This is a genomic window from Streptomyces sp. NPDC102462, from assembly GCF_044765425.1.
In the GTDB taxonomy this organism is placed as follows: Bacteria; Actinomycetota; Actinomycetes; order Streptomycetales; family Streptomycetaceae; genus Streptomyces.
Window position 1 is genome coordinate 188,032 of the sequence record NZ_JBIWKB010000007.1, and the last position, 12,998, is coordinate 201,029.

The 12,998-nt window shown below is 74.4% G+C and carries 11 protein-coding genes; 6 read left to right on the forward strand and 5 right to left on the reverse strand.

Features of this window, described 5'->3' with window-relative positions; genetic code table 11:
- Positions 1–17 precede the first annotated feature (17 nt).
- From ACIRFL_RS09170 to ACIRFL_RS09180, 3 genes are all read right to left on the reverse strand, one after another.
- Positions 18–1,361, reverse strand: a complete 1,344-nt coding sequence (locus ACIRFL_RS09170; protein ID WP_404025667.1) for an MFS transporter — start codon at positions 1,359–1,361, stop codon at positions 18–20.
- A gap of 92 nt (positions 1,362–1,453) precedes the next feature.
- Positions 1,454–2,221 carry a glycerophosphodiester phosphodiesterase gene (locus tag ACIRFL_RS09175; RefSeq protein ID WP_404025669.1) on the reverse strand — a complete coding sequence of 256 codons (768 nt, stop codon included), beginning with the start codon at positions 2,219–2,221 and terminating at the stop codon, positions 1,454–1,456.
- Positions 2,218–2,907, reverse strand: coding sequence for a YitT family protein (locus ACIRFL_RS09180; protein ID WP_404025672.1), 690 nt, complete (start codon positions 2,905–2,907; stop codon positions 2,218–2,220). Before ACIRFL_RS09180 ends, ACIRFL_RS09175 begins: the two co-directional genes overlap by 4 nt.
- Positions 2,908–2,971: 64 nt before the next feature.
- Here ACIRFL_RS09180 and ACIRFL_RS09185 point away from each other — a divergent pair, with 64 nt between their 5' ends.
- The gene (locus ACIRFL_RS09185; RefSeq protein WP_404025674.1) at positions 2,972–4,480 is read left to right on the forward strand and encodes a PLP-dependent aminotransferase family protein; all 1,509 of its coding nucleotides are present in this window, start codon (positions 2,972–2,974) and stop codon (positions 4,478–4,480) included.
- A 522-nt stretch (positions 4,481–5,002) separates the two neighbouring features.
- Here the strand turns inward: ACIRFL_RS09185 and ACIRFL_RS09190 are convergent.
- Positions 5,003–6,889, reverse strand: a complete 1,887-nt coding sequence (locus tag ACIRFL_RS09190; RefSeq protein WP_404025677.1) for a hypothetical protein — start codon at positions 6,887–6,889, stop codon at positions 5,003–5,005.
- Positions 6,890–6,929: 40 nt separating this feature from the next.
- Positions 6,930–7,124, reverse strand: coding sequence for a hypothetical protein (locus tag ACIRFL_RS09195; protein ID WP_121888451.1), 195 nt, complete (start codon positions 7,122–7,124; stop codon positions 6,930–6,932).
- Positions 7,125–7,459: 335 nt separating this feature from the next.
- Between ACIRFL_RS09195 and ACIRFL_RS09200 the strand changes: the two genes are divergently transcribed.
- The 5 genes from ACIRFL_RS09200 (at position 7,460) to ACIRFL_RS09220 (ending at position 12,994) form a co-directional block, all read left to right on the forward strand.
- Positions 7,460–7,852, forward strand: a complete 393-nt coding sequence (locus ACIRFL_RS09200; protein ID WP_404025680.1) for an ankyrin repeat domain-containing protein — start codon at positions 7,460–7,462, stop codon at positions 7,850–7,852.
- A gap of 301 nt (positions 7,853–8,153) precedes the next feature.
- A complete protein-coding gene (locus ACIRFL_RS09205) occupies positions 8,154–9,572 on the forward strand; it encodes a HEAT repeat domain-containing protein (RefSeq protein ID WP_404025682.1) in 1,419 nt (472 codons plus the stop codon).
- 139 nt (positions 9,573–9,711) lie between these two features.
- Positions 9,712–10,839, forward strand: coding sequence for a glycosyltransferase family 4 protein (locus tag ACIRFL_RS09210; protein WP_404025683.1), 1,128 nt, complete (start codon positions 9,712–9,714; stop codon positions 10,837–10,839).
- Positions 10,836–12,140 carry a glycosyltransferase gene (locus tag ACIRFL_RS09215; RefSeq protein WP_404025685.1) on the forward strand — a complete coding sequence of 435 codons (1,305 nt, stop codon included), beginning with the start codon at positions 10,836–10,838 and terminating at the stop codon, positions 12,138–12,140. The genes ACIRFL_RS09210 and ACIRFL_RS09215 overlap by 4 nt, the downstream gene beginning before the upstream one ends.
- Positions 12,137–12,994, forward strand: a complete 858-nt coding sequence (locus ACIRFL_RS09220; protein WP_404025688.1) for an SGNH/GDSL hydrolase family protein — start codon at positions 12,137–12,139, stop codon at positions 12,992–12,994. Before ACIRFL_RS09215 ends, ACIRFL_RS09220 begins: the two co-directional genes overlap by 4 nt.
- The last annotated feature ends 4 nt before the right edge of the window (positions 12,995–12,998 follow it).

Consider the following 12,998-nt stretch of genomic DNA (forward strand, 5'->3'; position numbering starts at 1 on the left):
CGGGCGCTAAATCCGTGCTAAATCCTCTCGGGAACGGGGTTGCCCGCCGCGCTGATCGCCCGCCGCACCGGCACCCGCGCGAGCAGCGCGAACCCGATGACGAAGAAGACCACCAGCGAGATGATCGCCGAGCGGTAGCTGCCCGTCAGCTGGTAGGTGAGACCGAACAGCAGCGGACCGAGCCAGCTCATGCCGCGGTCGCTCATCTCGTAGGCCGCGAAGTACTCCGCCTCCTTGCCCGGCGGGACGAGGTGCGAGAACAGCGACCGGGACAGCGCCTGGCTGCCGCCGAGCACCAGCCCGATCCCGGCGGCCAGCACGAAGAACCCCACCGGCACCCCGGCCGGCAGGAAGTAACCGGCGGCCAGTGTCAGCGTCCAGGCGACGAGCGACCCGAGGATCGTGCGCTGCGCGCCGTAGATCCTGGCCAGCCGCCCCATCGCCAGCGCCCCCGCAACGGCCAGCACCTGTACCAGGAGCACCGCCACGATGAGCGTGGACTGGCCGAGCCCCAGTTCCTCGGAGCCGTAGACCGACGCCTGCGAGATCACCGTCTGGATGCCGTCGTTGTAGACGAGGTACGCCAGCAGGAAGGCCAGCGTCAGCGGGTGCCGGCGCATGTCGCGGACGGTCGCCGCCAGCTGCCGCAGCCCCGGGGCCGCGACGGGAGCGGCCGTGGACCGCCGGTCCCGCAGCCGGCGCAGCGGCACCAGCGCGAAGGCACCCCACCACAGGCCGGCCGAGGCCAGGCAGATCCGCACCGCGGACGTCTCGGAGAGACCGAAGGAGTCGTGCCCCGAGTACAGGACCAGATTGACGACCAGCACCAGGGCGCCGGCCGCGTAACCGAAGGCCCAGCCGCGCGAGGAGACCGCGTCGCGCTCCTCGGGCCGGGCGATCTGCGGCAGATAGGAGTTGTAGAGCATCATCGCCACGGACTGCGCGGCGTTCGCGACGACCAGCAGCACCCCGCCGAGCAGATAGCGGTCCCCGTCCAGGAAGAACAGGCCCGTCGTCGCCCCGGCCCCCGTGTACGCGGCCACCCCCAGCAGGTGCTTCTTGCGGCCGGTCCGGTCGGCGAGGCCCCCCACCAGGGGCATGACCACGACCGCGAGGACCACGGACAGGGACACCGAGTAGGCGAAGAAGGACCCTGCCCGCACGGGTATCCCGAGCGGGTGCACGAAGCCGTCGGCGTCCGCCGCCGACTTCGCGACCGACGTCAGGTACGGGCCGAGGAACACGGTGAGCACGCTCGTCGAATAGACCGAGCACGCCCAGTCGTAGAAGTACCAGCCGCGCTGCTCGCGCCGCCTGCCGGCGACGTCGTCCGCCCCCGCCCGCACGGTCTCAGTGCCCACCCGTGCCCTCGCCTTTCCGCTGAAGGTGCCGCCCGAAGTTCTCCGCCGAAGGCGCTGCCTGAAGTGCCGTGCGCCATCCGCCGGGCCGGGGTTCAGGCCCAGACGCCCCGGTCCCGCATGACGTTGCGCAGCGTGTCGATGTGATCGGTCATGATGCCATCGACTCCGAGGTCGAGGAGCCGGTGCATCCGATCCGGTTCGTTGATCGTCCAGACGTGCACCTGCAGCCCGAGCGCGTGGGCGGCGCGTACGAAGCGATGGTCGACCACGGGGACGCCCGACTGGGACTCGGGGACCTGGGCGGCGACCGCGGACCGGCGCACGGCGGCGGGCAGCCCCCAGGAGCGCAACCGAAGGCCGAGCACGCCCCGGGTGCCGAACGACGTGGCGAGCCGCGGCCCGGCGAGCCGCTGGGCGCGCAGCACCCGCGCCTCGGAGAAGGACCCTGCGCAGACCCGCTCCCAGCAGCCCGTGCGCTCGACCAGGTCGAGGAACGGCCGCAGCGTCGGCTCCGACTTGAGGTCCACGTTCCAGCGCACCTCGGGGAACGTCTCCAGCAACTCCTCGAAGAGCGGCACCGGCTCCTTGCCCGCCACCCGCGCCTGCCGCACCTGCGACCACGGCAGGTCGGCGATCCGGCCCGCTCCGTCGGTGACCCGGTCGAGGGTGTCGTCGTGGAAGGCGACGAGCCTCCCGTCCGCCGTGAGGTGCACGTCGGTCTCGATGTACCGGTAGCCGAGGCCGACCGCGCGCCGGAACTGCGCCACGGTGTTCTCCAGGCCGTCGGCGGCGCCGCCCCGGTGGGCGAACGGGATCGGGCCGGGATGGTCGAGGTACGGGTGGCGGATCGGCGTGCTCACGGACGCAGTATCACCCCCTCGGGTGACCCGGTGGCAACGGTCGCGCTGCCGCGGGATGCCGACGGGACGGCGAACACCCGCAGGAAGAGCTGCGCCAGCGGTCCGATGGACACCGCGTACAGCACGGTGCCCGCCCCGATGGTGCCGCCGAGCGCGAAGCCGGTGACGACCACGGCGACCTCGATCGCCGTGCGCATCAGCCGGATCGAGCGGCCGGTGCGCCGGTGCAGCCCCGTCATCAGGCCGTCCCTCGGGCCCGGGCCGAAACGCGCCGCTATGTAGAGGCCGGTCGCCACGCCGTTGAGCACGACACCTGTGACCAGCAGCGGGATCCGCGCGGCGAGCGCATGCGCGTCGGGGACGAGGGCGAGCGTGCCGTCCATGGCGAGGCCGACGACGAAGACGTTGGAGACCGTGCCGAGGCCCGGCCGCTGGCGCAGCGGGATCCACAGCAGCAGCACCGCGGCGCCCACGGCGATCGACACCACGCCGATGGTCAGCCCGGTGAGCCGGGCGAGGCCCTGGTGCAGCACGCCCCAGGGCTCCAGGCCCAGTCCCGCCTCGACGAGGAGCGCCGAACTCGCGCCGTACAGCGCGAGCCCGGCGTACAGCTGGATCAACCGTCGGCCGAGACGGTCCTGAGTGGACAAGAGGCACCCCCTGGTGGTGTCGGTGGCCTGACCCATGACACTCTGTGGCTGGGAAAGAAACCTCATCCAGGGCCAATTCCAGGAAGGTGGACCGATCGCCATGGCGCAGTGGACCTCGGCGGTGGGTGCCGCGCAACTCGCCCGGCTGCTCACCTCCCAGCAGGAGGGCCCGGCCGGGCCCGGCACCCGCCGTCCGCCCGCCTACCGGGCGCTCGCCGACGGCATCCGGCTGCTGGTCCTGGAGGGGAGGGTGCCGGTGGCCGCGCGGCTGCCCGCCGAACGCGAACTCGCGCCGGCGCTGTCCGTGAGCCGCACCACGGTCGCCTCCGCCTACGAGGCGCTGCGCACCGAGGGTTTCCTGGAGTCCCGGCGTGGAGCGGGCAGCTGGACCGCCGTACCGGCCGGGAACCCGCTGCCCGCGCGCGGCCTCGAACCGCTCCCGCCCGAGGCGCTGGGCTCGATGATCGACCTCGGCTGCGCGGCCCTGCCCGCGCCGGAGCCATGGCTCACCCGCGCCGTCCAGGGCGCCCTGGAGGAGCTGCCCCCGTACGCCCACACCCACGGCGACTACCCGGCCGGGCTCCCGGCCTTGCGTGCGATGATCGCCGAGCGCTACACCGCGCGCGGGATCGCGACCATGCCCGAGCAGATCATGGTCACGACCGGTGCGATGGGCGCGATCGACGCCATCTGCCACCTCTTCGCGGGGCGCGGCGAGCGCATCGCGGTGGAGTCGCCGTCGTACGCCAACATCCTCCAGTTGATGCGGGAATCGGGCGCCCGGCTGGTGCCCGTCGCGATGGCCGAGGGGCTTTCCGGCTGGGACCTGGACCGCTGGCGTCAGGTGCTGCGCGAGGCGGCGCCCCGGCTCGCCTACGTCGTCGCCGACTTCCACAACCCCACCGGTGCGCTCGCCGACGACGACCAGCGGCGCCGGCTGGTGGACGCGGCCCGCTCGGCGGGCACCGTGCTCGTCGCCGACGAGACGATGAGCGAGCTGTGGCTGGAGAAGGACCTCGACCGTGCCACGATGCCGCGGCCGGTCTGCGGCTTCGACCCGGCCGGCTCGACGGTGATCACGGTCGGCTCGGCCAGCAAGGCCTTCTGGGCGGGGATGCGCATCGGCTGGGTGCGCGCCGCCCCCGACGTGATCCGCGGCCTGGTCGCGGCGCGCGCGTACGCCGACCTGGGCACCCCCGTGCTGGAGCAGCTGGCCGTGAACTGGCTGTTCAGCACGGGGGGTTGGGAGCAGGCGGTGGAACTGCGCCGCGGCCAGGCCCGGGAGAACCGGGACGCCTTGGTGGCGGCCGTACGGCGGGAGCTGCCGGACTGGGAGTTCGCGGTGCCCCGCGGCGGGCTCACGCTGTGGGTGCGCGCGGGCGGCCTGTCGGGTTCCCGGCTCGCGGAGGTGGGGGAGCGGGTCGGAGTCCGGGTCCCCTCGGGCCCCCGCTTCGGCGTCGACGGCGCCTTCGAGGGCTATGTACGGCTGCCGTTCACGGTCGGCGGAGCGGTGGCGGACGAGGCGGCGGCCCGCCTGGCGGCGGCGGCCCACCTGGTCGCTACGGGCGCGACCACGGGAACCGAGGCACCGCGCACGTTCGTCGCCTGACGGCCCCGACCGGGCTCCGCCCGCAGGCCACGTCACTGCAGACAACGGACGTCCGCACCCGCACGCCCCGGCGATTCACCTGGCGACGGCGGAAAGCACAGCCGCTGCCGGAGAGGGACCGGGGTCGAGACCGGTGCCGGGCGGATGCGGCCGGCGTGGGCGGGGTGGTCCGGCCGGGCCTGTGTCCGCGCGGCGGGAGGGGGCCGGGTCTAGGCCGGTGCGGAGCGGACGTGGTCGGCGCGGACGGGGTGGTCCTCTGGCCCGGTGCCGGCGGGGCGTTGGCGGCGGCAGCGAGTATGCCGGGGACGCGGCGGCCGGTGCGGAGCGGACGTGGCCGGCGTGGGCGGTGCGGTCCGTCTGGCCCAGTGTCAGAGGGGCGGTGGCGGCGGCAGCGAGGATGCAGGGACGCGTCGGCCCGTGCCGGGAGGGACCGGGGTCGAGACCGGTGCCGGGCGGATGCGCCTGGCGTGGGCGGGGTGGTCCGGCCGGGCCGGTGTCCGCGGGGCGAGGCGGTTGGGTTGCTCAGGTGGTGCTCTCCGCGGCGACGGCGTCCGCCGCGACGGCCTTCGCGAGGGACGTCTTCGCGGGCACCGTCTCCGCTGGGGCCTTCTCCGTCTGGGCCTTCTCCGTCTGGGCCTTCTCCGTCTGGGCCTTCTCCACCTCGGCCCTGTCCACCGGCACTTTCTCCGTCGGGACCCTCTTCACGGAGGCCGCTTCCACGGGGACCGTCCTCAACGGGACCGCTTCCGGCGAGAACGACTTCACCGGAACCACTTCCACCGCGAACGTCCGCGCCGGGACCGGGACCGCCTCCACCGGGGCCGTTTCCCTGGGGACCGTTTCCGTATCCCTCGGGGCCGGCTCCACCGGGACCGGCTCGGTCGGTTCCGCGGTCGCGGGGGTGGTGCGCGCGGGGAGCAGCGCCAGCACCGCCTGCCGGTCGGCCTCGCTCGTGGCGTCGTCGTACGGGTCCGGCGTCGCGGGGACCTGCAGCCGGTGCACGGGGCCGTCGCCCAGCCGGGCGTAGCCGCGGCCCGGCGGCACCTGGGCCGGCGCCGTCGTGTGCGGCGGCACGCCGAGGACCCACGCCGACTGCTCCGGCGTCACGGGCCCGAGCACGACACGCGCGCGCGTGTGCTGGCGTACCGCGTCGCCGAGGACGTCCGCGTTGTCGAAGCCCTCCGCGACGACCACCGTCACCTGGGCCGCGCGCCCGTGCCGCAGCGGCACCTGGAGCAGGGACTGCGGGTCCCCGCGCCCCTCCGCCGCGGCCAGGTGGGTGAGGGCGCCCGGCCGGTCCAGCAGGATCCACAGCGGCCGCCTGGTGTCGTCCGGCGGCGGATGCCCGGCCTGCCGGGCCCGGTTGGCCGCGATGAGCCGCCGCTCCGTCTCGTGCGCGGCCCACTCCAGGCTGGCCAGCGCCCCGGTGAGCCCGCACTCCACGCCGAGGACACCGTCCCGGCCGGTGAGGCAGGCGTACTCGCCGGTGCCGCCGCCCTCGACGATCAGCACATCGCCGTACTGGAGCGCCTGGAGGGCGACGGACCGCAGCAGCGTCGAGGTCCCGCTGCCGGGCCGGCCCATCACCAGCAGGTGCGGCTCGGTCGAGCGGATGCCGGTGCGCCACACCACGGGCGGCACGTCGCGCTGCTCACCGCCGTAGCCGAGCGGCAGCGTGCGGTGCACCTCGGACGCGTCGGTGAAGCCGAGCACCGTCTCGCCCGGCGTGGTGACGAAGCGCTGGGCGGCGATGCCGGTGGGCAGCGGCGCGAGGACGCCGACCGTGAGCTGGTTGGCCTCCTCGTCCCACGCGAAGTGGTACTCGCGGCCACGCCCGGCCTTGGTGGCGAGCAGCTGCTCGATCCGGGCGCGGGCGCCGGCCTCGCCGTCGGGGAAGTAGGCCGGGTAGCGGATCACCAGGTGGGCCACGCGCCCCGTGTCGTCGAAGTCGTGCTGGGGGAAGGCCTTCTCCCAGTCCCCGCCGTGGTCGAAGAGCGGCGCCGGGTCCTCGGGGACCGAGAAGTAGGGCACCAGGGACTCGTACAGCGACCGCAGGCGCTGCGCCTGGGACTCGTCGGGACCCTCGGGCTGGGCCGGGGCGCGGTCCCGGCCGTGCCAGGCCGCCGCCGCCATCAGCGCGATGGCGGCCAGCAGCGGTCCGTACGGGGCGAGCGCCACGACCAGGACCACCGAGGCCGCCAGGAACAGCAGCGGCCCGCGTTTGTCCTTGGGTGTGTCCGCCCACTTGTGCCGTCCTGCCGCGGCCAGCCGGCCCAGCCCGCGCGAGAGGGTGATCAGCGGGTGGAGGACGTCGGTGGCGCTGTCGGCCGCCGTCCGGGCCAGCTCCCGGCTCCGGGCGATCTGCGCGCTGCCGTTGCTCAGAATGCGGGGGAGGGGGCGCCGGGCCACTGCTTTCTCCTGACGGTGCGTGCGGGCGGGACGGTCGGCGTCAGAACTTGATACCGCCGAGGAGGCTCGCCAGGCTCTCGCCGCCCGCCTTGATGCTCGGGGCGATGGCCGTGCTGGCGAGGTAGAAGCCGAACAGGGACGAGACCACGGCGTGCGACGCCTTGAGGCCGTCCTTGCGGAAGAAGAGAAAGACGATGATGCCGAGCAGGACGACGCCTGACATGGAGAGAATCATTTGAGGTCTCCTGGTGTCGAGGGGGGACAGTCACCGTGAGTACTTCCAGCATCACAGCATGCATCTATACGACAAAAGGTGCAAATGGGTGAAATAAGGGGGATTTCCCTCAGGTGGCGGAGCCGTCCTGGCCCGGTCGGGCAGGGCTCACCCGGCCGGCGGAGGCGGCTCGCGCGGCCGGCGGGACTCGCGATGATCTTCACCTCGGGCGCATCCGGCCCCGTGCCCCGTCAGCCAGTACGCTGGCGATTCACCCGTACGGCCCGGGTCCCCCCGCTGCCGTAGGCTCTGTCAGTTCCCGAAAGGCCCGAAGTGCAGGAGAGGCGGTCCGGCCCATGAGTGAAGCCCCCGACCCCGACGTCGTGGAGCTGGCGACCAAGATCTTCGATCTGGCCCGGCAGGGGCGGACCGAGGCGCTGGTGGCGTACCTGGACGCGGGCGTACCGGCCAACCTCACCAACGACCGCGGCGACACGCTCGTGATGCTCGCCGCCTACCACGGCCACGCCGAGGCGGTGCGCGCCCTGCTCGCGCGGGGCGCCGACGCGGACCGGGCCAACGACCGGGGCCAGACCCCGCTCGCCGGCGCCGTCTTCAAGGACGAACCGGACGTGATCAGAGCCCTCCTGGACGGCGGTGCCGATCCCGCCGAGGGCACTCCCTCGGCCGTCGACACCGCCCGGATGTTCGGCAGGACGGAACTGCTGGAATTGTTCGGCGCACAGTGATCAGTCCATTCTGACCAGGCACGACACGGAAAACGGGGGAGGCGGTAAAGGGCCGCCGGAAATACGGTCGCGGCGGGAGAAACCCGCGAGTCATCATGACGTCGTGATTCACGGACGCGATGGCTGGGCAGGTGTTGCCGCACCGCGCGGACCGTGAAGCGGTCCGCATGGGCCACCGACGAGAGGCAGAGGAAAATGGTCTACAGCAAGCAAGAGACGGCGGGCGCCCCGACGTTGTGTCACGCGGCCAGGTAGTGCGTGTTCCCCGGTTGCGTCGACGCTTGATGTGAGGCTGTTTCCCATGTTCGATCCGGTCATAGCGCCCAGTGGCACGTTGCTCGGCCTGCTCCAGCGGGGCCGCGGCGACGGCACCCTGCACGCGCTCACCGCCCCCCGCGCCGAGGCGCTTGCGGCACTGGACCACTGCGTGCTGCACGACCCCCGGCACGACTGGCAGGTCGAGAACCGCTCCCTCTACTACGCCCGCCTCTACCTCGACCTGAACGGCGGGCTGGACGCGATCGAGGCGCACCTCTTCGACCCGGAGGACGCCCTTGAGCCCGACGAGTCCCGCACGGGCCTCGCGCTGGCCGTGCTCGGGCACCTCGCCTCGTACGGCAGGCGCGACGCGCTCCGGCTGCTGCGCCGGTACGCCGCCCACGGCGCCAACTGGGCCTGGGCCCTGGACGAACTCGCCCTGCGTGACGACGACGCGGCCCTGCGCGCACTCGCCGTCCCCGTCCTGGCGCGCTTCGGCACGGACACCGAGGGCGAGGCCGAGCTGGCCGCCGCCGTCCGTGACGCCTTCGAACCGAGGCCGTGGCGGCTGTGGGCCGACGACCCGCGCGAATCCGTCGCCACGCGTGTGCGTGCCGCTCAGGAGGCGGGTTGCTTCGACCGGTGGCAGCGCCAGCTGCGATCGACCGGACCGCGCCCGGGCTGGAGCGTGCACGCCGTCCTCGAATGGGCCCAGCAGGGCGTGGAACGCGGCACCGCCCTGCACGTTCCCGCCGCCCGCTGTCTGACCGCCGTGGCGGGCCCCGAGGACCGGCCGGAGATCGTCCGCGCAGCCCAGGACGGCACCGAGGGAGCCCGGTGCACCGCCCTGCGGTACCTCGCCGACAGCAACGCCCCCGAAGCCCTCGGCCTGATCGAGGCCGCGGTGACCGGCGGCCCGACGCCCGTCGCGGAGGCCGCCGTCGACGCCTTCGAACGGATGCGCAGCGTCGCCGCCGTCGACCGGGCGCGCGGCTGGGCCCGCAGGCCCGACGCCCTCGGCGCCGCCGCCGGTCGCATGCTCGCCTGCCGTGGCGCGGCCCGCGACAGCGAACTCGTCCTCGCGGCACTGCGGGAGGCCGTACGCGGTGAGGGGCCCGACGCGCCCACCCTGTGGACCCTCGTCGACGGCGCCGGACGCCTCGGCATCGCCTGCGCCGCACCCGTTTTGCGCCATGTCTACCGCGAGACGGCCTCCTCCCACCTCCGGGGCCGGGCCGCCCGCGCCCTGGCCGCCACCGACCCGTCGTTCGCCACCGGATTCGCCGTCGAATGCCTCTGGGACTGCGAGGAGACCACGCGCGAGGTCGCCGCCCGGCATGCCGAGACCGGCGACGCCCGGGTCGTCGAGCGGCTGCGCCGGCTCGCCGCCGATCCGGCCGAGGAGGCCGAGGTCCAGACCGCCGTACGCAGCCGCATCGCACCGGACGGGCGGTTCGCGTGAACACGGGGTGACTCATGGGTCAGGAGCCGATGGACACGGGCTGACCCGCTCGGGTGTGCAGTGCAACGCTCATGGGACGTTCCTCGTTCGGAAAGATCCACGTTGACGCGGCCACGTCCAGTGCGGCGAGAACACGGGTATGCGTGTCGTCATCGTGACCGAATCCTTTCCCCCCGATGTGAACGGCGTGGCCCACTGCGCGCTCCAGACCGCCCGGCACCTCGTCGATCGCGGTCACGCCCCCCTCGTCGTCGCTCCGGCCCCCGCTCCCGGAAACAGGCCCGACGCCTTCGCGCCGTGCCCCGTCGTCCACGTCCCCTCCCTACCGCTCCCGGGCTACCCCCAGGTCCGCGTCGCCCTCCCCAGCCGACGCCTCGCCGCGGCGCTCGTCGAACACCGCCCCGACGTCGTGCACCTGGCCAGCCCCTTCGTCCTCGGCGTCCGCGGCATGGCGGCCGCGGCCCGGCTCGGCATCCCCACCGTGGCCGTCTACCAGACCGACCTCGCCGGGTACGCCCGCACCTACATGGGCGCGGGCGAGGCGGCGGCCTGGCGGCGCATCCGCTCCGTCCACTCCGCCGCCGACCTCACCCTCGCCCCGTCCAGCGCCGCCCTGAACGACCTGGAGACCCACGGCGTCCCCCGGGTGCGGCTGTGGCCGCGCGGCGTGGACACCGACCGCTTCCGCCCCGACCACCGCGACGAGGCGCTGCGCCGGGAACTCGCCCCCAACGGCGAGGTGATCGTCGGCTACGTCGGCCGGCTCGCCCCCGAGAAGCAGGTCGAACTGCTCGCCGGTACCTGCGGCCTGGAGGGCGTACGGGTCGTGGTCGTGGGCGACGGACCCAGCCACGCCCACCTCACCGAGGCCCTGCCGGGCGCGGCCTTCCTGGGCCGGCGCACCGGCGAAGAACTCGCCCGGATCTTCGCCTCGCTGGACGTCTTCGTGCACACCGGCCCCTTCGAGACGTTCTGCCAGACCGTCCAGGAGGCCATGGCCAGCGGTGTGCCGGTCGTCGCGCCCGCCGCCGGCGGCCCGCTCGACCTCGTCGCCCACGGGCACACCGGGCTGCTGGTCCCGCCGCGCGACGCGGACGCCTTCCGGGACGCCGTGCGGTCCCTGGCCGTCGACCCGGTGCTGCGGGCCGGGTACGGCGCCGCCGGGCGCGCCACCGTGGAGGGCCGCACCTGGGCCGCGATCGGCGACCGGCTGATCACGCACTACGAGGACGTGCTCGCCGCACGCAAGACGGCGGTGGCGGCATGAACACCGACTCCCTGCGCATCGTCCGGCTCGCCAACTTCGTCGCCCCCGCGTCCGGCGGCCTGCGCACCGCGCTGCGCGAGCTGGGCAAGGGCTTTCGGGCGGCGGGCCACGAGCCGGTGCTGATCGTGCCCGGCGAGCGCCACAGCGACCGGGACACCGAGCAGGGCCGGGTCATCACCCTGCCAGGACCGCTGCTGCCGGGCACCGGCGGCTACCGGGTGCTGCTCGACAAGCGGCGGGTCGCCGCCCTCCTGGAGGAACTGGCCCCGGACCGCCTGGAGGTCTCCGACCGCACGACGCTGCGCTGGACCGGCCGCTGGGCCCGGCGAGCCCGCGTCCCCGCCGTCATGGTCTCCCACGAGACCGCCGACGGCGTGCTGCGCACCTGGGGCCTGTCGGAGGACCTGTCCCGGCGGGCCGCCGACGCCCTCAACGTCCGTACGGCGCACACCTACTCACGGGTCGTGTGCACCACCGAGTTCGCCGAGCGTGAGTTCGTCCGCATCGGTGCGCGCAACGTCGTACGGGCCCCGCTGGGCGTGGACCTGACGGACCGGCACCCGGCGCTGCGCGACGGCGGACTGCGCGCCGTCCACGCGCGCGTGGACGAGACGCTGCTGGTGATGTGCTCACGGCTGTCCGTGGAGAAGCGGCCGGGTACGGCGCTGGACGCGCTGGAGGCGCTGCTGCGGCGCGGGCGGCGGGCGGTGCTCGTGGTGGCCGGGGACGGCCCGCTGCGGGCACGGCTTGAGCAGCGGGCGCGGGAGCGCGGGCTGCCGGTGACCTTCCTCGGGCACGTCTCCGACCGCGATGAGCTGGGCGCGCTGCAGGCCTCGGCCGACGTGGCCCTGGCGCCCGGGCCGGCCGAGACGTTCGGGCTCGCCGCGCTGGAGGCCATGGCGTGCGGCACGCCCGTGGTGGCGAGCGCGTCGTCCGCGCTGCCCGAGGTCATCGGGTCCGCCGGGGCCACGGCGGCCGACAACGGAGAGGCGTTCGCCGACGCCGTCGAGAGATTGCTCGACCGCCCCGCGGCCGAGCGGCGGGACAGCGCACGCGCGCGTGCGGAGTGCTTCGGCTGGGGTGCCGCGGTGGAGGCGTTCCTGGCGGCGCACGACGCGCCGGTGGGCTGCCGGCGGGACGAGGACGACGACGTGACGGGAGCGTCCCGTCGCACTGACGACACGTCGGTACCGTCCCGTTCCGACGCGGACCAGACGGCGGCAGCCCCCCGGGCCCCCCGCTCCGACGTGCGCGACGGGTCCGCGCCGTCCCGTCGTGTCGTGCCGGAGGGCGTGGCATGAGACCCGTCCGTTTCGTGGCGCTCGGGGACTCACTGACCGAGGGCGTGGGCGATCCCGTCGGCGGCGGGTGGCGCGGCTGGGCCGAACTGCTGGCCGACGGGATCGCCGAGGGACCGGTGCAGTTCACCAACCTCGCGGTCAGCGGGGCGCAGACGCGCGACGTGCTGGAGCGCCAGACCCCGGACGCACTCGACCTGCGTCCGGACATCGCCTCCGTCGTGATCGGCGTCAACGACACGCTGCGCTGCACCTTCGACATCCACGCGGTGGCCACCCGGCTCGACCAGGTCTACGCGGCGTTCACCCGGCAGGGCGCCGTCCTGCTCACCGCGTGCCTGCCCGACCCCGGCGCGATGCTGGGACTGCCGGGCGCCCTGGCCCGCCCGCTGGCCCGCCGCCAGCGCGCGGTCAACACGGTGGTCCACGCGCTGTCCGAGCGGTACGGCGCCGTCCACCTGCACGCGGCCGAGGGCGCATGGCTCACCGACCGGGCCATGTGGAGCGCGGACCGGCTGCACCCCGGCGAGCGGGGCCACCGTCAGCTCGCGCTGCGCTTCCACGCGCTGCTCGCCGCGGCGGGCGCCGCGACCGGCACCGCGCCCTCGCCCGAGCCCGAGTTCCCCGCGCCGACCAGGTCGGCCAGCCTGTGGTGGCTGGCGACCGCCGGCACCGGCTGGGTGGCCAGGCGCTGCACCGATCTGCTGCCGCAACTGCTCAGGCTGGCCGCCGACGAGATGCGGCACCGCGCGCGGGGCACCAGCGCCCGACTCGACCTGCGGGCAGCGGCAGCCGTGTCGGCGGCCCTCGGCGCCCTGTCGGTGGCGGAGCATACGGAGGCCGCGGACGCCGCGTGAGGGC

Excerpts from the sequence above, each read along its gene's own strand:
- ACIRFL_RS09205 (WP_404025682.1), top strand. The coding sequence starts at position 8,154 with ATGTTCGATCCGGTCATAGCGCCCAGTGGCACGTTGCTCGGCCTGCTC.
- ACIRFL_RS09200 (WP_404025680.1), top strand. The coding sequence starts at position 7,460 with ATGAGTGAAGCCCCCGACCCCGACGTCGTGGAGCTGGCGACCAAGATC.
- ACIRFL_RS09220 (WP_404025688.1), top strand. The coding sequence starts at position 12,137 with ATGAGACCCGTCCGTTTCGTGGCGCTCGGGGACTCACTGACCGAGGGC.
- ACIRFL_RS09195 (WP_121888451.1), bottom strand. The coding sequence starts at position 7,124 with ATGATTCTCTCCATGTCAGGCGTCGTCCTGCTCGGCATCATCGTCTTT.
- ACIRFL_RS09215 (WP_404025685.1), top strand. The coding sequence starts at position 10,836 with ATGAACACCGACTCCCTGCGCATCGTCCGGCTCGCCAACTTCGTCGCC.
- ACIRFL_RS09185 (WP_404025674.1), top strand. The coding sequence starts at position 2,972 with ATGGCGCAGTGGACCTCGGCGGTGGGTGCCGCGCAACTCGCCCGGCTG.
- ACIRFL_RS09180 (WP_404025672.1), bottom strand. The coding sequence starts at position 2,907 with ATGGGTCAGGCCACCGACACCACCAGGGGGTGCCTCTTGTCCACTCAG.
- ACIRFL_RS09210 (WP_404025683.1), top strand. The coding sequence starts at position 9,712 with ATGCGTGTCGTCATCGTGACCGAATCCTTTCCCCCCGATGTGAACGGC.